Genomic DNA, 22,111 nt, shown 5'->3' on the forward strand with positions numbered 1-22,111 from the left:
CGATGATCCTTTCAGGCCGGCAACGGTGCCCGGGCCTACAGGCCCAGTTCGCGGGCGATCAGCATCAGCTGGACCTCCGTGGTGCCCTCGCCCACTTCGAGGATCTTGGAGTCGCGGTAGTGGCGCGCCACGGTGAATTCGTTGATGAAGCCATAGCCGCCGAATACCTGGGTGGCATCCCGCGCGTTGTCCATGGCAGCCTCGCCTGCGACCATCTTAGCGATGGCGGCCTGCGTCTTGAACGGCTTGCCGGCGAGCATCCTGGCCGCGGCGTCGTAGTAGGCCAGCCGGGCCGTGTGGGCACGTGCTTCCATCCGGGCGATCTTGAAGGAGACCGCCTGGTACTTGCCGATTTCCTGGCCGAAAGCGCGGCGCTCCTTGGCGTAGCGGACTGAGAGGTCCACGCAGCCCTGGGCCGCGCCGGTAGCAAGCGCTGCGATGGCGATCCGGCCTTCATCCAGGATGGACAGGAAGTTCGCATAGCCGCGGCCCTCGGCGCCCAACAGGTTGGCCTCGGGCACCCGGACATCCTTCAGGGTCAGCGGGTGCGTGTCCGAGGCGTTCCAGCCCACCTTGTTGTAGGGCTTCTCCGCTTTGAAACCCTGGGTGTCCGTGGGCACCAGGATGGTGGAGATTTCCTTCTGCACGCTGCCGTCCGCGCGCTCCTTCTGGCCGGTGACGGCCGTGACGGTGACCAGGCGGGTGATGTCCGTGCCGGAGTTGGTGATGAATTCCTTGTTGCCGTTGATGACCCAGCTTCCGTCCTCGCGGCGGGCGGTGGTCTTGGTACCGCCCGCGTCCGAACCCGCCTCAGGCTCGGTGAGGCCGAAGCCTGCGAGCGCCTGGCCCGAGGCCAGCAGCGGCAGCCACTCCTCCTTCTGCGCGTCCGTGCCGAACCGGTAGATGGGCATGGCGCCCAGGGAGACCCCGGCTTCCAGGGTGATGGCCACGGACTGGTCCACGCGGCCCAGCTGTTCCAGCGCGAGGGCCAGTGCGAAGTAGTCGCCGCCCATGCCGCCGAACTCCTCCGGGAACGGCAGGCCGAAGAGCCCCATCTCCGCCATCTGCTTCACAACTTCGTACGGGAAGCTGTGTTCCTCATCGTGCTTGGCGGAGACCGGGGCCACCACCGTGTCCGCGAAATCGCGGACGGTGTCGCTGAGGTCCCGGTATTCCTCCGTCAGTTCAAAACCGTTCATGTCTGGGCTCCTTCGCCATCAAGTTCGTTGGGGGTGTTCGTGTCTTCAAGCGGGTGGATGGTGGCCACCACCTGGTCTGCCTTCACCAGGGCGCCGGCGGCCGTTGTGAGGTGCACCGTGCCTGCCAGCGGCGCGAGAAGCTGGTGCTCCATCTTCATGGCCTCCACGGAGAGCAGCACCTGCCCGGCTTCGACCGTGTCGCCGTCCTGGACCGGAACGGAGACCACCGTGCCCGGCATGGGTGAACGCACCGCAGGATCCGCTGCGCCTTCCTCCCGCTGCACTGCTGCCAAGACGCGCTCCAGCCGCGCCTCGCGGGTGAGGATTTCCAGCCGGCAGGACCAGCCTTCATTGCCCAGGAAGAGCGCCGAGGGATCGGGCTGCGGGTCCAGCCAGCTTTGCGTCCGGGGTCCGGTGAACACCGGGGCCAGCGAGTAGTCCCGGCCCTCGCCGTCGAGTTCCAGCCGGAAGCCTGCCCGGGAGGTCAGGCTCAGCGCGGCGCGGCGCACCGGGCCGCCGTCCACCTGCACCGAGGCCCGTACGGGTTCCTCCCCGGCTGCGTCTGCCGGCACCTCCAGGGCGCTGACCGCCACGGCGGCCACGCCGCCGTCGGGCGTTCCGATGCTGAAGCGCCGCGGCGCCGGGGTGCCTATCCGCCAGCCGTCCTGCCGCTGCCACGGACCCTCAGGCCCGGACGCGGTGTTCTGCTGTTCAAGCTCTGCGGCGCAGAGTGCGGCGGCGGCGAACTCGAAGGCGTCCGCCCTGCGGAAAGTGAGCTCCGGCATGCGGCGCCCGATCAGGCCCGTATCCAGGCGGCCGGCGCGGACGTCGTCGTCATTGATGAGCAGTCTCAGGTACTCCACGTTGGTGTGCACGCCCAGGGCGGTGTAGCCGGCGAGCGCCGCGTCCAGCGTGTCCAGGGCGTCAGTGCGGTCGGCACCCCAGGCAATGACCTTGGAAATCATCGGGTCATAGTTGGAGGAAAGCTGCAGGCCGTCCACCAGCGAGGAATCCACCCGGACCCTCCCCCGGGCCGTGGCCACTTCGTTGCGTGCAGGAGCGCCGGGCCGCTGCCGTGGACCGGGCAGTTCGTCCAGCAGGAGCACGGTGCCGGTGGAGGGCAGGAAGTTGTTTTCCGGCACCTCCGCGTAGACGCGCGCCTCCACGGCGTGCCCGGAAAGTTCGACGTCGGACTGCCGGACGGTCAGTTCCTCACCGGCGGCGATGCGCACCTGCCATTCGACCAGGTCCATGCCGGTGACCATCTCCGTGACCGGGTGCTCCACCTGCAGGCGGGTGTTCATCTCCATGAAGAAGAACTCGTCCGGAGCCTCGTCAGAGACCAGGAACTCCACCGTGCCTGCACCGGTGTAGTTGACGCTTCGGGCGGCGTTGCAGGCCGCCTCGCCGATCCGGGCACGGACCTCAGCACCGTTGGGCAGCCCCGCCAGCAGCGGCGAGGGCGCCTCCTCGATCACCTTCTGGTGGCGGCGCTGCAATGAGCATTCGCGCTCGCCCAGGTGGATGACGTTCCCGTAGTTGTCCGCCAGCACCTGCACCTCGATGTGCCGCGGCGTGGTGACCAGGCGTTCCAGGAAGAGGGTGTCGTCGCCGAACGCGCTGGCCGCAACCCGGCGCGCCGTTGCCAGGGTGGCCGGCAGTTCCTCCGGGGTGGCCACCGCGTGCATGCCCTTGCCGCCGCCGCCCGCGGAGGGCTTGATCAGGAGCGGATAGCCGACGGCGGCAGCCGCCTCCTCGAGTTCGGCGTCAGTCATTCCCGGGCGGGCCACGCCGGGGACCACCGGGACGCCGTAACCGGCTACGTGCATCTTGGAACGGATCTTGTCCCCCATGACGTTCAGCGCCTCAACCCGGGGGCCGATGAACGTGATGCCGGCGTCCTCCAGGGCACGCGCGAACTCGACGTTCTCGCTGAGGAAGCCGTAGCCGGGATGCACCGCGTCGGCGCCGGTCCGCCGGCAGGCTTCAATGACCGCGTCGATGCTGAGGTAGCTCTCGGCGGCCGCGGCCGGGCCGATCCGTACGGCAGTGTCAGCCTCGCGCACGTGGCGCGCGCCGGCGTCGGCATCGCTGTAGACGGCGACCGAGCGGATGCCCAGGCCGCGCAGCGTACGGATGACCCGGCAGGCGATCTCGCCGCGGTTGGCCACCAGGACGGTGCCGAACAGGGCCGGAGCGGCCTGCGGCGTTGATTCGGAAAGTGCGGGAGTAGTCATGGCTGGTTCACATCCGGAAGAGGCCGAAGGAGGTATCGGGCAGCGGGGTGCGGGCCACGACGTCAAGCGCCAGGCCCAGCACGGTGCGGGTGTCCGCGGGGTCGATTACGGCGTCGTCCCAGAGGCGGGCCGTGGAGTAATACGGGCTGCCCTGGTCCTCGTACTGCCGGCGGATGGGCGCCTTGAAGGTTTCTTCGTCTTCGGCGGACCATTCCGTCCCGGCGGCCTCGTACTGGTCCCGCTTCACCGTGGCCAGCACGCTGGAGGCCTGGTTCCCGCCCATCACCGAGATCCGCGCGGCCGGCCACATCCACAGGAACCGGGGGGAGTATGCCCGCCCACACATGGAATAGTTGCCGGCGCCGAACGAACCGCCGATCACCACCGTCAGCTTGGGCACGCGTGCAGTGGCCACGGCGGTGACCATTTTGGCGCCGTTTTTGGCGATGCCGCCCTGCTCGGCGTCCTTGCCCACCATAAAACCGGAGATGTTCTGCAGGAACAGCAGCGGGATGCCGCGCTGGTCGCAGAGTTCGATGAAGTGCGCACCCTTGAGCGATGACTCGCCGAAGAGGACACCGTTGTTGGCCACGATGCCCACAGGGTGGCCGTGGATGCGGGCGAAGCCGGTAACCAGGGTGGTCCCGTACTCCTTCTTGAATTCGTGGAACCGGCTGCCGTCCACCAGCCGGGCGATGACCTCATGCACGTCATAAGGGGCGTTGACGTCCGTGGGCACGGCGCCGTAGAGCCCGGCCGGGTCCGCGGCAGGTTCGACGGCGGGCTGCACCTCCCAGGCGGGTGCGGGCGGCGGTGGCAGGGTTGCCACGATGTCGCGGATGATCTGGAGCGCGTGCTCGTCATCTTCGGCCAGGTGGTCCGTCACGCCGGAGATGCGCGAGTGGACTTCGCCGCCGCCCAGTTCCTCTGCGGTGACGATCTCGCCGATGGCGGCCTTCACCAGCGGCGGCCCGCCCAGGAAGATGGTGCCCTGGTTGCGGACAATGACGGTCTCATCGCTCATGGCCGGCACGTACGCACCGCCTGCGGTGCAGGAGCCCATGACGGAGGCGATCTGCGGAATCTTCGCCGCGGACATCCTCGCCTGGTTGTAGAAGATCCGGCCAAAGTGTTCCTTGTCCGGGAACACCTCGTCCTGTTTGGGCAGGAAGGCCCCGCCGGAGTCGACGAGGTAGATGCAGGGCAGTCGGTTCTCCAGGGCAATTTCCTGGGCCCGAAGGTGCTTCTTGACGGTCAGGGGATAGTAGGTGCCGCCCTTGACTGTGGCGTCATTGGAGATCACCAGCACGTGCCGGCCATGGACCAGACCGATTCCGGCTATGACGCCGGCGCCGGGGGCCTCGTCGCCATACATTCCGTTGGCCGCCAATGGGGCAATCTCCAGGAACGGGCTGCCATCGTCCAGGAGTTGGTCGATGCGGTCGCGGGGCAGCAGCTTGCCGCGGGCCACGTGCCGCTGCCGGGATTTCTCCGGACCGCCCAGTGCCGCGTCCGCCAGTCTCTTGCGCAGGTCCGCCACCAGCTCCAGCTGCGCCTGGCGGTTGGCCGCAAACGCCTCACTGGCGGGATCAAGGCGGCTGAGAAGGGTCTCCATCGACGCGTTCCGTTTCTCTTCCAAATCCGGGCCGGGAATACCAACTCGGTTAGTGTTCAATAACTGAAATTCAGGTTAGTCTCTATTAACTGTGATGTCCAACACAGAGGGGCCTTGCTAGACTCTGCGGGTCCAAGGAGGAGATGTGCCCACCAACAGCAGCGCTGCCCAGCGAAGCAGTTCGACGCAGCGCAGCAGTTCTACGCAGCGCAGCATGGCCAAGGAGAGCCGAAGGCAGGCGTTGCTGGCCGCTGCCGCTTCCCTGTTTGCGGTGAACGGCTTCAACCGGGTCTCGCTCGAGGACCTGGGCTCGGCGGCCGGAGTCAGCGGCCCGGCAGTCTACCGGCACTTTCCCGGCAAGCAGGCCGTCCTGGCGGACCTGCTCACTACCGTCAGCCAGGACCTCCTGGAGGGAGGCCGGAGGGTGGTTGCGGACAACCCGGACCCCGCGACGGCCCTCCGGCGGCTCGTGGAGTTCCAGGTGGACTTCGCGCTGGGCAAGCCGGACGTGATCCGGGTCCAGGACCGGGACCTGAGCAACCTGTCGGACCAGGACCAGGCTGAGGTCCGGGCCCTGCAGCGCAGCTACGTTGAGATCTGGGTGGACGTGCTGGCCCGGGTCCATCCCGGCACGGACGCGTCCGATCTGCGCATGCGGGCACACGCCACGTTCGGCCTCATCAACTCCACGCCCCACTCGGTCCGCAGCCATGGGCGCAGGATGGCCTCGCGTGCGGCGCGGCCGCTGCTGGAGGCGATGGCAATGGCCGCCCTGACGGTCCCCGCCGGCTGATCCCGCCGCCACAACCGGCCCGGAGCAAGCCCGGAGCAGGCAGCCCTGTTCCGTGGCGGCGGGCCCCCAATCATCCCGCCGCCACAACCGGCCCCGGCACGCACTACCGGCCCCTGGCACCACCGCCCAAGCGGGCCGGGGCCGGTCGTGCGCATGTCAGACCATGGTGAGGACCATGCCCGGCTCGGCCAGGATGGCCCCGACGTCCGCGAGGAACCGGGAGGCCTGCTCGCCGTCCACCAGGCGGTGGTCGAAGGACAGGCTGAGCGTGAGCACCTGCCGCAGCGCCACTTCGCCCTGGTACTCCCACGGCATGTTCCGCACCGCGCCCAGGGCGAGGATTGCCGCTTCGCCCGGGTTGAGGATGGGCGTGCCGGCGTCGATCCCGAAGACACCGATATTGGTAATCGAGATCGTGCCTCCGGAAAGATCCGCGGGAGCGGTCTTGCCGGCGCGGGCCGTTTCCGTGAGTTCCGTGATCGCGCCCGCAAGGTCCCGCAGGGAGAGGGAGTCGGCGTCCTTGACGTTCGGCACGGTGAGACCGCGCGGGGTGGCTGCGGCGATGCCCAGGTTCACGTAGTTGAACGTCACGATCTCCTGGCTGGCCTCATCCCAGCGCGAGTTCAGTGACGGATTCCGCTTTAGGGCAATCAGCACCGCCTTGGCCGCGAGCGTCATCGGCGTCACCCGGCAGTCCTGGAATTCCCGGCTTGCCTTGAGTTTCGCCAGCAGTTCCATAGTGGGCGTGACGTCCATGGTGAGGAATTCGGTGGCGTGCGGCGCCGTAAAAGCGCTTTGGACCATGGCTGCAGCAGTGAATTTCCGGACACCCTTGATGGGCGTGCGGACTTCGCGCGGCTGGCCGGAACCACTGACGGAAGCGGCACCGGTTTCCGTGGACTGTGCGCCGCCGGCGTAGGCCTGGACATCTTCGCGGGTGATGAGCCCGCCGGGCCCCGTCGCAGCGACCGAAGCCAGGTCAACGCCCAGGTCCTTGGCCAGCTTCCGCACCGGCGGAGTGGACCGCGGGCGCTCACCGGAAGCAGCCGGCGCCGCGGGAACAGGCGCGGCAGCCGGCGCGGGCGCAGGCGATGCGGCAGCAGGCGCGGGCGCAGGCGATGCGGGAGCAGGAGGCGCAGACACCGCGGCGAAGTTCCGCGGCCGCCGTGCAGGACGGCCGGAACTTTCGACGACGGCGCCATACCCCACCAGATTGGGTTCGCGTTTGGCGGTGCCGCCTGCAGCCGTACCGCCGCCGGCGGGGCCGGCACCAGCCTGCCCGGAAGTACCCGGGGAGTCACCGCCGCCTGCACCGGAAGGCGCGTCGCCGCCGTCGTCCGCTACCTCGAAGGTGACGATGGGCTTGCCCACCTCCACCACCGTGCCGGGCTGCTCGTGGAGTTCCCTGATGACGCCGGCGAACGGGGAGGGCAGCTCCACGACGGCCTTGGCCGTCTCCACCTCGGCGATCACCTGGTTGAGCGTAACGGTATCCCCCACCCCCACCTTCCAGCTGAGGATTTCGGATTCGGTGAGGCCCTCACCCAGGTCCGGAAGCCGGAATTCCTTGATCATGGTGGCGCTCATCCTTCCAGCCCGCTCAGGGAGTTGGGCCGGCCCAAGGCGCGGTCCACGCCGTCCAGGATGCGGTCAAGGCCAGGCAAGTGGTGCATCTCCACCTTCGAATAGGGATAGGGAACATCGAATCCGGTCACGCGCACCGGTGCGGATTCCAGGTAGTAAAAGCATCGTTCGGTGATACTGGCGGCCACTTCCGCGCCCACGCCGCCGGACTGGCCGGCTTCGTGGGTAATGACCATGCGCCCGGTCTTCCGCACGGAGGCAACCACGGTGCCGTAATCCACGGGAGCGAGGGAGCGCAGGTCGATAACCTCGATGGAGATGCCCTCATCCGCTGCGGCAGCGGCGACGTCAAGGCAGGTCTTGACCAGGGGACCATAGGCCACGAGTGTGACGTCGGAGCCCTGCGTGAGGACACGCGCCTGCTCCATCGGGAATGCCGAGCCCGGGTCGATGGACTCATCCACCTCGCCCTTGTCGTGGTAGCGGCGCTTGGGCTCAAAGTAGAGGACGGGGTCGTCGCAGGCGATGGCCTGCTGGATGACGGTGTGGGCGTCCTGCGGGTTGGATACCGTGACCACGCGCAGCCCGGAGGTGTGCGTGAAGTAGGCCTCAGGGGATTCGGAGTGGTGTTCGGGCGAACCGATGCCGCCGCCGAACGGGACACGGATGGTGATGGGCATCTTGACGGCCCCGCGGGTGCGGTAGTGCAGTTTGGCCACCTGGCTCACGATCTGGTCGAAAGCCGGGTAGATGAACCCGTCGAACTGGATCTCCACCACCGGCCGGTACCCGCGGTAGGCCAGGCCGACGGCGGTTCCCACAATGCCGGATTCCGCCAGGGGCGTGTCCACCACCCGGTGCTTGCCGAAGTCCTTCTGCAGCCCGTCGGTTACGCGGAACACGCCGCCCAGCGTGCCGATGTCCTCGCCGAGCAGGACGACTTTGGGGTCATTTTCCAGCGACTTGCGCAGCCCTGTGTTGATCGCACGGGCAAAGGTCATCTGCGTCATCAGCGTGCACCTTCCTGGGAAGCGGCGCCTGCGGGGTCACCGAAGGACGCAAGGTAACGGGCGTAGTGGTCCTGCTGCCGGTCCAGCCAGGAGTGGGGCGTGCTGTAGACGTGCTTGAAGACATCCAGGGGTTCCGGGTCCGGCATTGTGATGCAGCCCGACCGCATTTCCTTCGCTACGGCGTCGGCTTTATCCTTGACCCGTTGCTCCAGCTCCTCGGTGAGGAGGCCCTTGCGGTCCAGCAGGGAGGCAACGCGGGTGATGGGGTCCTTCGCAGCCCAGTCCTCGAGTTCATTGGGGTCCCGGTAGCGGGTGGGGTCGTCCGCCGTCGTGTGGGGTCCCATACGGTAGCTGACGGCCTCGATGAAGGTGGGCCCGCCACCGCGCCGGGCCCGGTCCAGCGCCACCCGGGTGGCGGCCATGACGGCCAGGACGTCGTTTCCATCCACCCGGAGACTGGGGATGCCGAAGCCGGTGGCCCGGTCTGCCAGCTGGATGTGGGACTGCAGCCGCACAGGCTCGGAAATGGCCCAGTGGTTGTTGGTGCAGAAGAACACGACGGGAACCTGGTAGCTGGCGGCAAAGACCATCGCCTCGTTGACGTCGCCCTCGCTGGTGGCACCGTCACCAAAGTAGGTCATGGCCACGGAATCCGAGCCGTCGTTCTGGATGCCCATGGCGTATCCGGTGGCGTGCAGTGTCTGTGCGCCGATGATGATCTGCGGGGTGGCCATGTTCACCGTGGCCGGGTCCCATCCGGAGGAGGCATTGCCGCGCCACACCCGCACCAAGTCAGTGAGGTCTACGCCGCGGCAGTAGGCGACCCCGTTTTCCCGGTAGCTGGAGAAGATGAAGTCATCCTCCCGGAGCGCCCGGGCGGAACCGACCTGCGCGGCCTCCTGGCCGAGCAGCGGAGGCCACAGGGCAAGTTCACCCTGGCGCTGCAGGGCGGTGGCTTCAACATCTATCCGCCGGATGACGGTGAGGTCTTCGTAGAGCGAGCACAGCTGCTCGTCCGTCACGTCCCTGACCCAGAAATCGAATTCGGGATGGCTGATGCGCTCCCCTGCCGGGGTGATCAACTGGACCAGGTTCTGCCCTGCTCCTTGGGTACTCCGGGCGCCGTTCCGGGATCCTGCCCCGCTTTGGCCCGCTTCGTCTGTAGACACGATAGCCCGCAACCTTCTTACGTCGTTGACCTGCGGTTGGAGGAGCTTGTGGCCCCGGCCAGCGCCGGCCTTCCGGGCGCCGTTGCCCCGGATATTGTGACCCTACTCACAATGCTCAGGGGGCACAACCACTTTGAAATTCCTTGAGCATAATGCTCTGTCCGGGCACTCGTGACCGTGCTAACGTTGCGCATTATGCAAGCTTTGGATGGCACTGACACCCGCCTGCTGTCAGCCCTCGCCCAGGACCCCCGCAGGACGGTGGTGGCACTGGCCCAGAAGCTGGGACTTTCCCGGAATACGGTGCAGGCGCGCATGGCCCAGCTGGAGAAGAAGCACGTCTTCCTCTCGTTCGAGCGCCGCATCAACCCGGCGTCCCTGGGGTATCCGCTGATGGCATTCATTTCCGTCCATGTCCAGCAGCAAAAACTGGGTGAACTGGCCGGCAAGCTCGCGGACATCCCGGAGATCCTGGAAGGCTACGGCCTGACCGGGTCCGCGGACCTGCTGTTGCGCGTGGTGGCGCTGGATGCGGAAGACCTGTTCCGGATCAACGGCAAGATCCTGGCATGCGAAGGGGTCGACCGCACGGATACGGCGCTGGCCATGGGCGAACTCATTCCGTTCCGCGTCCAGCCTTTGCTGGAGCGGGGATCCGCCGCGACCTGACGGCAGCGGCCGGGACGCAACGAAAGTACGGACCCCGCCGGGTGCCCTATAGGCTGTTGCACGTTATTGCGCGGATTCAGCCCGCGCGTCCAGGCGGTGCCCCGCACCATGTCCGGAAAGGCTCCCCTTGAGCGGTCTCCAGGAACCTTACCCGCCACAGCAGCATGGCCTCCCGCGCGGCCTGCCGCCCCTGCCGGAAAGGCAGCCGGGGCAATCGCCCGGACAGGATCCCGACGACGGCGGGCGGCCGGGCGGGCGGCGGCGGGCCCGCGTTCAGAGCAGGCGCCGGCCAGTGGTCCTGCTTGCCGCCGCCGGCGCATTGGTGGTCCTGGTGGTTCTTGGCATCATCATGTTTTTCAACATCACCGGCAGCACCAGCAACAAGGCGCGCGGCCTGGCGGAGGACTTCACGGACCTGGTGATTGCTGGCGATACGGCCAAGGCCTACCGCGAGTACCTTGACCCGGCCCTGCAGGAGCAGCTTTCCAAGGAGCAGTTCATGACCGGACTCGGAACGCTGAAGCTGGACGGGGCGTGCGAGCCGGCTTTCAGCGACTTCACCGTGGGCAACGGCCAGGGCGAGGACGTGAAGCGCGCTGATGTCACCGGGTTCATCACCTGCGGCGACAGGAAGATCGACCTCTCCTACCGGTTCGAGGGTGCTGACCAGCTCAGGATGACCAGCATCACCCTGCGCCCGGCGGACTAACACCCCCGGACCGCTTCCCCAGCCCCGCAGGCAACCCGAAGCCCCTGCGCACTGGACCGTTGATCCAGGGCGCAGGGGCTTCGTTTTGTGCGGGTTGAACTGATTGCCAGGGCGCTTGGATGCAGTGCCCCTTGCCCGGACGCGGGCGGCTTAGTGGTCCACTGCTTTCTCGGCGCCCACGCCGGTCAGCGACCGCACTTCCATTTCTGCCTGTTTGGCGCTGTCCTCCCGGTTCTTGTCTAGGACCGTTCCCAGCCAGCCGAGGAGGAAGGCCAGCGGGATGGACACGATACCCGGGTTGCTGAGCGGGAAGATGGCAAAGTCGGCGCCCGGAATCATGGACTTCTCCGTCCCGGAAACCACCGGGGAGACCATGATCAGGATGATCGCCGACGCGAGGCCGCCGTACATGCTCCACACCGCACCCTGCGTAGTGAACTTCCGCCAGAACAGGGAGTACACGATGGTGGGCAGGTTGGCTGAGGCGGCCACCGCGAAGGCAAGCGCCACCAGGAAGGCGACGTTCTGGCCGTTGGCGAGGATGCCGCCCAGGATGGCCAGGACTCCGATGACCACAACGGTGCGGCGGGCCACCTTAACCTCGGTGTCGGCGTCGGCCTTGCCCTTGGAGATGACGCTGGCGTAGATGTCATGGGCGAAGGAGGCGGCTGCGGTGATGGTCAGGCCGGCCACTACGGCGAGGATGGTGGCGAAGGCCACCGCCGAGATGAAGCCGAGCAGGAGCGGACCGCCCAGGTGGAAGGCCAGCAAAGGGGCAGCCGAGTTGACGCCGCCGGGAGCGGACTTGATGGTGTCGGCACCCACCAGGGCCGCGGCGCCGTAGCCCAGGACCAGGGTAAACAGGTAGAAGAGGCCGATCAGCCAGATGGACCACACCACTGACTTCCGGGCTTCCTTGGCCGTGGGAACGGTGTAGAAGCGCATCAGGACGTGGGGCAGGGCTGCGGTGCCCAAAACCAGTGCCAGGCCCAGGGACATGAAGTCCAGCTTGGAGGTCTCGGACTTCCCATACTGCAGGCCCGGGTTGAGGACGGCGGGGTTGTTGGCGGTGTCCACTGCTGCACCGAGCAGGCTGGAGAGGTTGAAACCGTAGATGGCCAGGACCCAGAGGGTCATGACCGCGGCACCGGCGATGAGGAGGATGGCCTTGATGATCTGCACCCAGGTGGTGCCCTTCATGCCGCCGATCAGGACGTACATGATCATGAGGCCGCCGACGACGATGATCACCAGCGCCTGGCCGCCCCAGTCGCTGATACCGAGCAGGAGGGAGATGAGGCTGCCGGCGCCGGCCATCTGCGCCAGGAGGTAGAAGAAGCAGACGGCCAGGGTTGACAGTGCTGCCGCGATCCGCACCGGGCGCTGTTTCAGCCGGAATGAGAGCACGTCCGCCATGGTGAACTTGCCCGTGTTGCGGAGCAGCTCAGCCACCAGGAGCAGTGCCACCAGCCAGGCCACGAGGAAGCCGATGGAGTACATGAAGCCGTCGTATCCGTTAATGGCAATGGCACCGGTGATGCCCAGGAAGGAGGCTGCGGACAGGTAGTCGCCCGCGATGGCGGTGCCGTTCTGGGAGCCGGTGAAGGACCGGCCGGCCGCGTAGTAATCGGCGGCGGTCTTGTTGTTCCGGCTGGCGCGGAAAACGATGACCATGGTGACGGCCACGAAGAGGCCGAAGATGCCCATGTTCAGCAGCGTGGTGTCCTTCAGGGCGGACACGTCCACCGCAGCGGGGATTCCGATCATTTGTTCACTCCGCCCACTGGGTTGCCGTGCTTATCAAATTCATGCCCTTCGATTTCGTGGCGGATCTCCGCCGCGATCGGGTCCAGCCGCCGGTTGGAGTAGCTCACGTACCAGCCGGTGATCGCAAAAGTGGAGACGAACTGGAGCAGCCCCAGGATCAGGCCGATGTTGATGTTCCCCCAAACCTTGGCGGACATGAACTCCACCGCATAGTCCGCGAGCAGGACGTACGCGAAGTACCACAGCAGGAATGCCGCGGCCATGGGAAAGACAAAGCTGCGGTGACGTTTGCGCAGTTCCTGGAACCGCTCCGTCGATTGGACCTCTTCAAAGTCCACGGACGCCGCTGCGTCCGGAGTGTGGGTATCGTGACCCATCATTCCTCCTCATTGAGACTTGCCTGGACACACCGGGCGGCAGGACCTTGCAAGGCATACCGGCGCTGTGACTCCCATCACTCTGCTGTGTGCGGTGGACAACATTCCAGCCCCGCCGCGCGCGCGGTCGCTCAACGGTCCCGATGCTGCGACAAACGGCACCCGCCGCTACGCTGGGCACCATGCCCGACTCCCCCCTCCTGACCGCCGCGGCAGTGGCCGTCATCGCCCTGGCCGTCGCCGTCGTCGTCGGCGTGGGGCTGAAATTGCTCCGCTCCTTCCGCGAGCTGGGCACAGACGCCGAGCGGGCCACGTACCACACGCTGCACGCGGCATCCCAGGCGGGCCAGCACCTGCGCCGCGGGCTCAATCCCGCCGGAGCGGCCAAGGCAAGCCGGCAGCTCCGGGCCCTGCTGGGCTGCGAAGCCCTGGCCATCACGGACACGGCCGGCGTGCTGGCTTGGGACGGCGCCGCTGAGGAACTGAAGCCGCGCCTGATGGACCTGGCGGCGGGGCTCCTGGCGGGCGGCCGTACCGCGGTGCTGCGCGCCGGCAGCCCGTCCGGGCCGGAACCGGCTGACGCTACCGGCGGCGCCCTTGCCGCGGTCATCGCGCCCGTGCGGGCCGGCACCCGGGTGGTCGGTGCGGTGGCGGCCTTTGCGCCCACCGCCGGTGCCGGGCTCGTGCGGGCGACCAGCGAGGTGGCGGACTGGGTGGCCGTGCAGGTGGAACTGGCCGAACTGGACGCTTCACGCACCCTCCTGATGGAGGCCGAAGTGCGCGCCCTCCGCGCCCAGATCAGCCCACATTTCATCTACAACTCGCTGAATGCGATTGCGTCCTTCATCAACACGGACCCTGCCCGGGCACGCGAACTGGTGGTGGAATTCGCCGACTTCACCCGCTACTCCTTCCGGAGGCACGGTGACTTCACCACGCTGGCGGAGGAACTGCGCTGCATCGACCGTTACCTGCTGCTGGAGCGGGCGCGGTTCGGCGAGCGCGTGCAGGTGAGCCTGCGCGTGGCGCCGGAGGTCCTCAGCACCGTCATCCCGTTCCTGAGCCTGCAGCCTTTGGTGGAAAATGCCGTACGGCACGGGCTGGAGGCCAAGGAGGGGCCCGGGCACATCAGCATCACGGCCAACGATGCGGGTGCCTTCGCCGAGGTGACCATCGAGGATGACGGCGTCGGCATGGACCCGGCGCAGCTCCAGTCCGTCCTGGCCGGGCACGCGGACGGCGACCATGTGGGACTGCGCAACGTGGACGCCCGGCTGCGGCAGGTCTACGGCAACGACCACGGCCTGGTCATCGAGACCGCGCCCGGCGAGGGCACCCTCATCACCATGCGCGTTCCCAAATCCCAGCCGGGGCACGATGCCTGACGCCCCGTTGGCTAACCTAGGAACATGATCAATGTCCTCGTCGTCGACGATGAGCTTCCCGCTGTCGAAGAGCTCGCGTTCCTGCTGGGCAGGGACGAACGGGTAGGGAAGGTCTTCCGCGCCACGTCCGGGAGCGAAGCGCTGAAGGCACTGGCCGCCGGCGGTGTGGACGCGGTCTTCCTGGACATCCACATGCCCGCCCTCTCCGGCCTGGACATCGCCCGTGCCATCGCCGGAAGCAGCAACCCGCCGGCGGTGGTCTTCGTCACCGCGGACGAGGACCACGCGCTGGACGCATTCGAGCTGGCCGCCGTGGACTACCTCCTCAAGCCGGTGCGGGCGGAGCGGCTGGCACGCTCTGTGGCGCGGATCAGTGAGATGCACGACGGCGCCGCCGCGCCGGAGATGATCACGGTCGACCAGGGCGGGACCACGAAAATGATCAGGCGCGACGACGTCACTTACGTCCAGGCGCAGGGAGACTATGCGCGGCTCCACACTGCGGACGCCAGCTACCTGATCCGGGTGCCGCTGGCTGACCTGGAGCAGCAGTGGGCTGAGGCCGGTTTCATCCGCACGCACCGTTCGTACCTGGTGGCGCTGAAGCACGTTACCTCGATGAAGCTCGCCGCCGACGGTCCCAGTGTCACGGTGGCCGGCGCGGGACTGCCCATCAGCCGGCGGCATCTGCCTATGGTCCGGGAGAAGCTCGAGGCCACCCGGATCAGGCCGCAGTCATGACCCGGGTCCGCGTAACCGCGCCGCGTACCGCGGTGCAGCCGGCCAAGGAAAGCCGCGAAGCCGCGCTGGACTCCGAGGTGGGCCAGTTGTTCGTCCGCTCGCTGATCCGGTCGCAGCTCCGGCTGGCCCTGGTGGTGGCCGGCGGCTTCCTGCTGATCCTGGGCGCATTTCCCCTCCTGCTCGCCGCCGCACCCGGCCTGGCGGAGACCAGCGTCGCCGGCATTCCCTTCAGCTGGCTGCTGCTCGGTGCCGGCATCTACCCGGTGATCGGCCTGAGCGCCTGGCTGTTCATCCGGGCCGCGGCCCGGAACGAGGCGCGGTACCGCGACCTCGCAGAAGACCGGTGAGGCGGGGATGAACCCCGCAGTAGCACTGGTCGCCGTCGCCCTGGTGGTGCTGGCCACCGCCGCCATCGGCTTCTACGGTCTCCGGATTTCGCGCACCACGGGCGACTTTTACGTTGCCTCCCGGACGGTGCGGCCGTGGTGGAACGCCTCAGCCATCGGGGGTGAGTACCTGTCCGCTGCCAGCTTCCTCGGTGTGGCGGGTCTCATCCTGTTGTCCGGCACCGACGCTTTATGGTTTCCGGTGGGCTACACGGCCGGATACCTCATGCTGCTGCTGTTCGTGGCGGCCCCGCTGCGCCGCTCCGGGGCCTACACCATCCCGGACTTCACCGAAGCGCGGCTGGACTCCCCCGCGGTGCGGCGGGTGACCAGCCTGGTGGTGGTCGTGGTGGGCTGGCTGTATATCGTCCCGCAGCTGCACGGAGCCGCGCTGACCATCCGGATCACCACCGGGCTGCCGTCCTGGGCGGGCTCCGTGGCCGTCGTGGTCGTCGTCTGCCTGACGGTTGTCGCCGGCGGAATGCGGTCCATCACCTTTGTCCAGGCGTTCCAGTACTGGCTCAAGCTCACTGCCTTGGCGGTGCCCGTCATATTCATCATCTTCGTGTTGGCCGGCAACGGGACTCCCGCGCTGTCAGGGCCGGACATCAATCCGACCGGCGCGGTTCCGGCAGGGCCGTACCAGAACATCTCACTGCTGGTGGCACTGCTGTTCGGCACCCTGGGACTGCCCCACGTACTGGTGCGCTTCTATACCAACCCTGACGGCCAGTCGGCACGGCGGACCACCCTGATCGTCCTTGGACTGCTGTCAGTGTTCTACCTGTTTCCTACCGCGTTTGGCTTCGTGGGCCGGGTTTTCGCACCGGACCTCGCCCGCACCGGCCAGGCCGACGCAATGGTGCTGCTGCTGCCCGGGCGCCTGGTGGGCGGGACCGCCGGGGACCTGCTGTCCGCACTGGTGGTGGCCGGCGCTTTTGCCGCGTTCCTCTCCACCACCTCGGGGCTGGTGGTGTCGCTGGCCGGAGTCATCAGCCAGGATGCGCTGGGCGGCGGAGTGGGCGGGTTCCGCCTGGCCGCAGTGGTCTCAGCGGTGGTTCCGCTCGGCTTCGCGTTCATGACGGATTCCTTCGCGCTGGCCGGCAGCGTGGGCCTGGTGTTTGCGTTCACCGCCTCCACCGTATGCCCGGTGCTCCTGCTGGGGATCTGGTGGCGGGGCCTGACGGACGCCGGTGCCATTGCGGGGATGCTGACAGGCGGACTGCTGTGCGGCGGCGCCCTCGTGGCGGGGGCGCTGGCCGGTGCACACAACATCCCGGGCTGGCTGGCGCAGCCAGCGGCCTGGACCGTGCCGGCAGCGTTTGGCGTCATGGTGCTCGTGTCGCGGGCCACCGCGCGGCGGGTGCCGGCCACCATGCAGCGGGTCATGACGCGGCTGCACACTCCTGAGCGGCCCCTGGCCACCGAACGCTGATCAGCGGCCGCACGGCCTGCTAGTCGATGGCGGCCATGAGCTCGACCACGCGGTCCAGGAAGGCGTCCACCTGCGCTTCTTCATAGCCGTCGCGGCCCTCGGCGGGGCGGAAAACAGCCCGGCGGACGCTGTCGACGCTGAGCGGCTTGTCGTGCTCCAGGTAGCCAATGAGCTCGCGGCACAGCCGGTCCACGTCCGCCGTGTTGTAGCTGCGGGCCTTTTTCCTGGACGGCCGGCGGAAGCGGTCACCGTCGGGCCGGTGCAGTCGTCCCCGCAGGGTACCGGACAGCTGCCCGATCCCACGCAGCCATGCTTCCTCGCCGCGGGCCGCAATGAGGTCGTCCCGTTCCCTGCGGGCAAAGGCATCCTCCAGCCGGTCCAGGGCAGCATCCACGTGCGAAGCGGAATAGCCGCCCTTCACCGGATCGAAGGAGACGCTGCGGACATCCCCGCTGGTGACGGGATGGGTAGCCTCTTCCGGAGTCTCCAATGACACCCGTGCCCGGGCCAGGAACTGGTCCACCTGCTTGGCGTTGTAGCCGTAGTCGCTGCGGCCCACACGCTCAAAGGACGCGGGAATCTGCCGGTGTTGGTCCAATGCCACTGTGTTTTCCTTCAATGTTCTTCTGCCGGATTGCTTGCACCAGTCTAGGTGCCGCGGACGCGGCCGGGATGGATGTCAGGCCCCTGCTGCCAGCCCGAACAGGATGAATGCCACGGGTGCCGCGAAGACGATCGAATCGAGCCGGTCCATCACGCCGCCGTGGCCGGGAAGGATGGAGCTCATGTCCTTGATGCCGAGCTCGCGCTTGACCATGGACTCGGCCAGGTCCCCGGCCGTAGATGCGGCCACCAGGGCCACGGCCAGTACCACTCCGACCCACCATGGCTTGTCCAGGACGAAGACGCTGGCCAGCACGCCCACCACCGCGGCCCCGGCCACGGAGCCGGCAAAGCCTTCCCAGGACTTTTTAGGGCTGATCTTCGGCGCCATGGGATGTTTGCCGAGGGACGCGCCCACCAGGTAGCCGAAAGTGTCGTTGGCCACCACCAGCAGGAGCATGATGGCTACCTGCAGCGCGCCTTCGGGTACGGTGCCGCCGGGCCACAGTCCCAAGGGGGACGCTCCGGTGCCGGCGTGCAGCGGCAGCGCGGCGAAGCTGATGAAGAAAGGCACCCAGCCGAGGGCAAAGACTCCGGCGAAGATGCTGTTGGCCGAGCCCGCGGCGCCCTCAATGGAGCGCCACAGCAGCACCGCAACGGAGCTCAGCAGCATGGCGAAGAGCAGGCTTTCGATGCCGCCGAAATACGCCGCGAATGGCATGGCCACGGTGCCGGTCATCACGGGAATGATGGGCAGCCTGGTCCCGTTGGCTTCCAGGGCACGGAAGATTTCCCACACGCCGAAGACAGCGAAGGTGGTTGTGACCGCCACGAAGCCGAGCGGAAGGAACAGCAGGCCGCCCAGCACGCCGAACAGCATGGCCAGTCCCACCACCACCGCAGCGGGGAGGTTGCGTCCCGCCTTGGGGGTGGGGTTGGCCCGGGGCCGCTTTCCCCGTGTGCGCGGGCCCGGCGCCGGGGCCTGTTCTGCCTGGCCCATCAGACTTCGAGCAGCTCAGCTTCCTTGCGCTTGAGCAGTTCGTCGATGCCGTCCACGTGGGCCTTGGTCAGGCTGTCGAGTTCCTTTTCGGCCCGGGTGCCCTCGTCCTCGCCGGCTTCGCCGTCCTTGACCAGCTTGTCCAGCGTTTCCTTGGCCTTGCGGCGGATGTTCCGGATGGACACCTTGGCGTCCTCGCCCTTGGTCTTGACGATCTTGACGTATTCCTTGCGGCGTTCCTTCGTCAGCTCCGGAATGGTGATCCGGATGACGTTGCCGTCGTTGGACGGGTTCGCACCCACCTCGGAGTCGCTCAGCGCGCGCTCGATGTCCCGCAGCGCGGTCTTGTCGAACGGCGTGATCAGGATGGTGCGGGCGTCCGGAATGGCGAAGGAGGCCAGCTGCTGCAGCGGGGTGGGCGAACCGTAGTAGTCCACCAGCACCTTGTTGTAGAGGCCAGGGTTGGCGCGGCCGGTACGGACGGACGCGAAGTCTTCCTTGGCTACCTCGACTGCCTTGTCCATCTTTTCTTCGGCTTCGAGCAAGGTTTCTTCGATCACGGTCTCTCCTGACGGTTCTGGTGCAGTCCGGGGCGCCGGTTCCATGCACAAGGTGGTTCTCTGTAGCTGCTTTCGTCCCCGGCGCGCGGCCGGGGACGAAACTGTCCTGCAAACATCCTAGCCGCAGCTAGGCAGTGACCAGCGTGCCCAGCTTCTCACCAAGGATGGCGCGGGTGACGTTGCCTTCACCCTCCATGCCGAACACCACCATGGAGAGGTTGTTGTCCTTGCACATCGTCATGGCGGTCTGGTCCATGACCCGGATGTCCCGACGCAGCGCGTCGTCATAGCTGAGGGTTTCCAGCCGCTCCGCGGTGGGGTCCTTCTTGGGGTCGGCGGTGTAGACAGCGTCCACGCCGCTCTTGGCCATCAGCACCACGTCCGCGTGCACCTCGAGCGCCCGCTGGGCGGCAACGGTGTCGGTGGAGAAATACGGCAGTCCTGCGCCCGCCCCGAAGATGACAACGCGGCCCTTTTCCATATGCCGGATGGCACGGCGGGGAATGTACGCCTCGGCCACCTGGCCCATCGTGATGGCACTCTGGACCCGCGTTTCAACGCCGGCCTGTTCCAGGAAGTCCTGCAGCGCCAGGCAGTTCATGACGGTTCCCAGCATGCCCATGTAGTCGGCGCGGGAGCGGTCCATGCCGCTCTGGGAAAGTTCGGCGCCGCGGAAGAAGTTGCCGCCGCCTACCACGATGGCCACTTCCACCTCGGGCACGGCCGCTGCGATCTGCTTTGCGACGTCCCGCACGGTTTCGGGGTCGACACCCAGCTTTCCGCCGCCGAAGACCTCGCCTGAAAGCTTCAGGAGGACCCGGCGCCTGCTTTTCTCTGGCTGGATTACAGTGTTGACGGCTTCCATGATGCCTTCCCGTTGATGATCTGAAAAAAGGTTATCCTGCCCGGGCCGATGGTCGGAACCGGCTGGACGGCAATCTGCGCGCATGCAAAAGGGGCGGCCACCGAAGTGGCCACCCCTTGCATGGATCGACTAGGAGCCGACGCGGAAGCGTGCGAACGCCGTTCCCTTGACGCCGGCCTCTTCGAGAACCTGGGCCACGGACTTCTTGGCGTCCTTGGCGAATGCCTGGTCAACCAGGACCTCACCCTTGTAGAAGCCCGTCACGCGGCCTTCGACGATCTTGGTGAGTGCGGCTTCGGGCTTGCCTTCGGCCTTCGCGGTCTCTTCGGCAATGCGGCGCTCGGACTCGACCAGCTCGGACGGAACGTCCTCGCGGGTCAGGTAGTTCGGGGCCATTGCGGCGATGTGCACGGCAACGTCGTGGGCTGCGGTGGCAGCGGCTTCGCCTTCACCGTCGACCGCGAACAGCACGCCAACCTGGGCCGGGAGGTCCTTGGAGGTCTTGTGCAGGTAAGCGTCAACCGTTGCGCCTTCGAGGCGGGCAATGCGGCGGACAACAACCTTCTCGCCCAGGACTGCGCCTTCTTCGACGACGACCTCGGACAGCGGCTTGCCGTCAACTTCGGTGGCCAGCAGGGTCTCGAGGTCGGCTGCGCCGGACTCGACGGCCACGGCCAGGACCTTGTCGGCCAGCTGGATGAACTTGTCAGCCTTGGCGACGAAGTCGGTCTCGCAGTTGACTTCAATCATGACGCCAACGCCGTTGCTGACCTTGGCGGCGACCAGGCCTTCAGCGGTGGAGCGGCCTTCACGCTTCGTAGCGCCCTTGAGGCCCTTGATGCGGATGATTTCGATGGCCTTCTCGGCGTCACCGTTGGCTTCGTCAAGAGCCTTCTTGACATCCATCATGCCGGCGCCGGTGCGCTCGCGCAGGGCCTTGATGTCCGCGGCAGTGTAGTTCGCCATGTGAACCCCTCTGTCTAGAAATTTGATGTGGTGTACGGACTGACAGGACAGCAGCCCGCCTGGCGGGCCGCCATCCTGTCAGCAGCTCCGGCGCCGCGGGCGGCGCCGGAGAATCCGGATTTACTTGTTGTTACTTGGCGTCTTCGGCCGGAGCTTCGGCTGCAGCCGGAGCTTCTTCTGCCGGAGCAGCGGGAGCAGCAGCGGCTTCTTCAGCCTTGTTGCCCTCGAGGAGCTCGCGCTCCCATTCGGCCAGCGGCTCTTCCGGGGCTTCGGTGGCGCCCGTGCCGCGGTTGTTGCGGGCGATCAGGCCCTCGGCAACGGCGTCGGCAACAACGCGGGTCAGGAGGTTCACGGAGCGGATGGCGTCGTCGTTGCCCGGGATCGGGAAGTCGACCTCGTCCGGATCGCAGTTGGTGTCCAGGATGGCGACAACCGGGATGTTCAGCTTCTTGGCCTCGTCAACGGCGAGGTGTTCCTTCTTGGTGTCCACGACCCAGAGCAGGGACGGAGCCTTGGTCAGGTTGCGGATACCGCCGAGGTTGGCTTCCAGCTTGGTGAGTTCGCGCTTGAGGAGCAGCAGCTCCTTCTTGGTGTACGCGGAACCGGCGACGTCGTCGAAGTCGATCTCTTCGAGTTCCTTCATGCGCTGGATACGCTTGGCGACGGTCTGGAAGTTGGTCAGCATACCGCCGAGCCAGCGCTGGTTCACGTAGGGCTGGCCAACGCGGGTTGCCTGCTCGGCAATTGCTTCCTGGGCCTGCTTCTTGGTGCCGACGAAGAGCACGGTGCCGCCGTGGGCGACAGTGGCCTTGACGAACTCGTAGGCGCGGTCGATGTAGGACAGCGACTGCTGCAGGTCGATGATGTAGATGCCGTTGCGCTCCGTGAAGATGAAGCGCTTCATCTTCGGGTTCCAACGGCGGGTCTGGTGTCCAAAGTGGACGCCGCTGTCAAGCAGCTGGCGCATGGTTACGACGGGCATGCCGACGCTCCTTCCGGCAGGTCATTCATGAGACAGCCCTAAGGCTTCTTACCCTGCCAATA

21 protein-coding genes are annotated in these 22,111 nt (G+C 67.0%); 7 read left to right on the forward strand and 14 right to left on the reverse strand.

Annotation, left to right across the window (positions count from 1 at the left end):
• Nucleotides 1-35: 35 nt before the first annotated feature.
• From ACIQCM_RS08585 to ACIQCM_RS08595, 3 genes are read right to left on the reverse strand one after another with little or no spacing between them, the layout of a single operon-like run.
• Nucleotides 36-1,199: an acyl-CoA dehydrogenase family protein gene (locus tag ACIQCM_RS08585; RefSeq protein ID WP_400606193.1), complete on the reverse strand. Its 1,164-nt coding sequence runs from the start codon at nucleotides 1,197-1,199 to the stop codon at nucleotides 36-38.
• The gene (locus ACIQCM_RS08590) at nucleotides 1,196-3,436 is read right to left on the reverse strand and encodes a biotin carboxylase N-terminal domain-containing protein (protein ID WP_400606191.1); all 2,241 of its coding nucleotides are present in this window, start codon (nucleotides 3,434-3,436) and stop codon (nucleotides 1,196-1,198) included. The genes ACIQCM_RS08585 and ACIQCM_RS08590 overlap by 4 nt, the downstream gene beginning before the upstream one ends.
• A gap of 7 nt (nucleotides 3,437-3,443) precedes the next feature.
• The gene (locus ACIQCM_RS08595) at nucleotides 3,444-5,051 is read right to left on the reverse strand and encodes a carboxyl transferase domain-containing protein (RefSeq protein WP_400606189.1); all 1,608 of its coding nucleotides are present in this window, start codon (nucleotides 5,049-5,051) and stop codon (nucleotides 3,444-3,446) included.
• A gap of 214 nt (nucleotides 5,052-5,265) precedes the next feature.
• Between ACIQCM_RS08595 and ACIQCM_RS08600 the strand changes: the two genes are divergently transcribed.
• Complete coding sequence (locus ACIQCM_RS08600; RefSeq protein WP_400606421.1) at nucleotides 5,266-5,844, forward strand: TetR/AcrR family transcriptional regulator; 579 nt, start codon at nucleotides 5,266-5,268, stop codon at nucleotides 5,842-5,844.
• Between the two features lie 156 nt (nucleotides 5,845-6,000).
• Here ACIQCM_RS08600 and ACIQCM_RS08605 read toward each other — a convergent pair whose 3' ends face one another.
• From ACIQCM_RS08605 to pdhA, 3 genes are read right to left on the reverse strand one after another with little or no spacing between them, the layout of a single operon-like run.
• Complete coding sequence (locus ACIQCM_RS08605) at nucleotides 6,001-7,431, reverse strand: dihydrolipoamide acetyltransferase family protein (protein ID WP_400606187.1); 1,431 nt, start codon at nucleotides 7,429-7,431, stop codon at nucleotides 6,001-6,003.
• On the reverse strand, nucleotides 7,428-8,438 hold the full coding sequence (locus ACIQCM_RS08610; protein ID WP_400606185.1) for an alpha-ketoacid dehydrogenase subunit beta: 1,011 nt from the start codon (nucleotides 8,436-8,438) through the stop codon (nucleotides 7,428-7,430). Before ACIQCM_RS08610 ends, ACIQCM_RS08605 begins: the two co-directional genes overlap by 4 nt.
• A complete protein-coding gene (gene pdhA / locus ACIQCM_RS08615) occupies nucleotides 8,438-9,607 on the reverse strand; it encodes a pyruvate dehydrogenase (acetyl-transferring) E1 component subunit alpha (RefSeq protein ID WP_400606183.1) in 1,170 nt (389 codons plus the stop codon). The genes ACIQCM_RS08610 and pdhA overlap by 1 nt, the downstream gene beginning before the upstream one ends.
• A gap of 195 nt (nucleotides 9,608-9,802) precedes the next feature.
• Here pdhA and ACIQCM_RS08620 point away from each other — a divergent pair, with 195 nt between their 5' ends.
• Together ACIQCM_RS08620 and ACIQCM_RS08625 are read left to right on the forward strand one after the other, a co-directional pair.
• Nucleotides 9,803-10,276, forward strand: coding sequence for an Lrp/AsnC family transcriptional regulator (locus ACIQCM_RS08620; RefSeq protein ID WP_400606181.1), 474 nt, complete (start codon nucleotides 9,803-9,805; stop codon nucleotides 10,274-10,276).
• A gap of 292 nt (nucleotides 10,277-10,568) precedes the next feature.
• Complete coding sequence (locus tag ACIQCM_RS08625; protein WP_400606179.1) at nucleotides 10,569-10,985, forward strand: hypothetical protein; 417 nt, start codon at nucleotides 10,569-10,571, stop codon at nucleotides 10,983-10,985.
• Between the two features lie 150 nt (nucleotides 10,986-11,135).
• Here the strand turns inward: ACIQCM_RS08625 and ACIQCM_RS08630 are convergent, their stop codons facing one another.
• Nucleotides 11,136-12,752: a cation acetate symporter gene (locus tag ACIQCM_RS08630; RefSeq protein ID WP_400606178.1), complete on the reverse strand. Its 1,617-nt coding sequence runs from the start codon at nucleotides 12,750-12,752 to the stop codon at nucleotides 11,136-11,138.
• A complete protein-coding gene (locus ACIQCM_RS08635; RefSeq protein WP_400606176.1) occupies nucleotides 12,749-13,129 on the reverse strand; it encodes a DUF485 domain-containing protein in 381 nt (126 codons plus the stop codon). The genes ACIQCM_RS08630 and ACIQCM_RS08635 overlap by 4 nt, the downstream gene beginning before the upstream one ends.
• Nucleotides 13,130-13,311: 182 nt before the next feature.
• Here ACIQCM_RS08635 and ACIQCM_RS08640 point away from each other — a divergent pair, with 182 nt between their 5' ends.
• From ACIQCM_RS08640 to ACIQCM_RS08655, 4 genes are read left to right on the forward strand one after another with little or no spacing between them, the layout of a single operon-like run.
• A complete protein-coding gene (locus ACIQCM_RS08640) occupies nucleotides 13,312-14,514 on the forward strand; it encodes a sensor histidine kinase (protein WP_400606175.1) in 1,203 nt (400 codons plus the stop codon).
• Between the two features lie 24 nt (nucleotides 14,515-14,538).
• Nucleotides 14,539-15,255, forward strand: a complete 717-nt coding sequence (locus ACIQCM_RS08645; protein WP_400606173.1) for a LytR/AlgR family response regulator transcription factor — start codon at nucleotides 14,539-14,541, stop codon at nucleotides 15,253-15,255.
• Entirely contained in the window at nucleotides 15,252-15,602 is a 351-nt protein-coding gene (locus tag ACIQCM_RS08650; protein WP_400606171.1) for a hypothetical protein, read from the forward strand. The genes ACIQCM_RS08645 and ACIQCM_RS08650 overlap by 4 nt, the downstream gene beginning before the upstream one ends.
• A 7-nt stretch (nucleotides 15,603-15,609) precedes the next feature.
• Entirely contained in the window at nucleotides 15,610-17,076 is a 1,467-nt protein-coding gene (locus ACIQCM_RS08655; protein WP_400606169.1) for a cation acetate symporter, read from the forward strand.
• 19 nt (nucleotides 17,077-17,095) lie between these two features.
• Here ACIQCM_RS08655 and ACIQCM_RS08660 read toward each other — a convergent pair whose 3' ends face one another.
• From ACIQCM_RS08660 to rpsB, 6 genes are all read right to left on the reverse strand, one after another.
• On the reverse strand, nucleotides 17,096-17,680 hold the full coding sequence (locus ACIQCM_RS08660) for a DivIVA domain-containing protein (RefSeq protein WP_400606168.1): 585 nt from the start codon (nucleotides 17,678-17,680) through the stop codon (nucleotides 17,096-17,098).
• Between the two features lie 75 nt (nucleotides 17,681-17,755).
• Nucleotides 17,756-18,679, reverse strand: a complete 924-nt coding sequence (locus ACIQCM_RS08665; protein ID WP_400606165.1) for a phosphatidate cytidylyltransferase — start codon at nucleotides 18,677-18,679, stop codon at nucleotides 17,756-17,758.
• Nucleotides 18,679-19,236, reverse strand: coding sequence for a ribosome recycling factor (frr, locus tag ACIQCM_RS08670; RefSeq protein WP_400606163.1), 558 nt, complete (start codon nucleotides 19,234-19,236; stop codon nucleotides 18,679-18,681). Before frr ends, ACIQCM_RS08665 begins: the two co-directional genes overlap by 1 nt.
• A 127-nt stretch (nucleotides 19,237-19,363) precedes the next feature.
• Complete coding sequence (gene pyrH, locus ACIQCM_RS08675) at nucleotides 19,364-20,101, reverse strand: UMP kinase (protein WP_079595549.1); 738 nt, start codon at nucleotides 20,099-20,101, stop codon at nucleotides 19,364-19,366.
• Between the two features lie 129 nt (nucleotides 20,102-20,230).
• Nucleotides 20,231-21,067, reverse strand: coding sequence for a translation elongation factor Ts (gene tsf / locus ACIQCM_RS08680; RefSeq protein WP_400606160.1), 837 nt, complete (start codon nucleotides 21,065-21,067; stop codon nucleotides 20,231-20,233).
• Nucleotides 21,068-21,197: 130 nt separating this feature from the next.
• On the reverse strand, nucleotides 21,198-22,049 hold the full coding sequence (gene rpsB / locus ACIQCM_RS08685; RefSeq protein ID WP_377215444.1) for a 30S ribosomal protein S2: 852 nt from the start codon (nucleotides 22,047-22,049) through the stop codon (nucleotides 21,198-21,200).
• Between the last annotated feature and the right edge of the window lie 62 nt (nucleotides 22,050-22,111).

It is taken from the genome of Pseudarthrobacter sp. NPDC092439, from assembly GCF_044754945.1.
GTDB lineage: Bacteria > Actinomycetota > Actinomycetes > Actinomycetales > Micrococcaceae > Arthrobacter.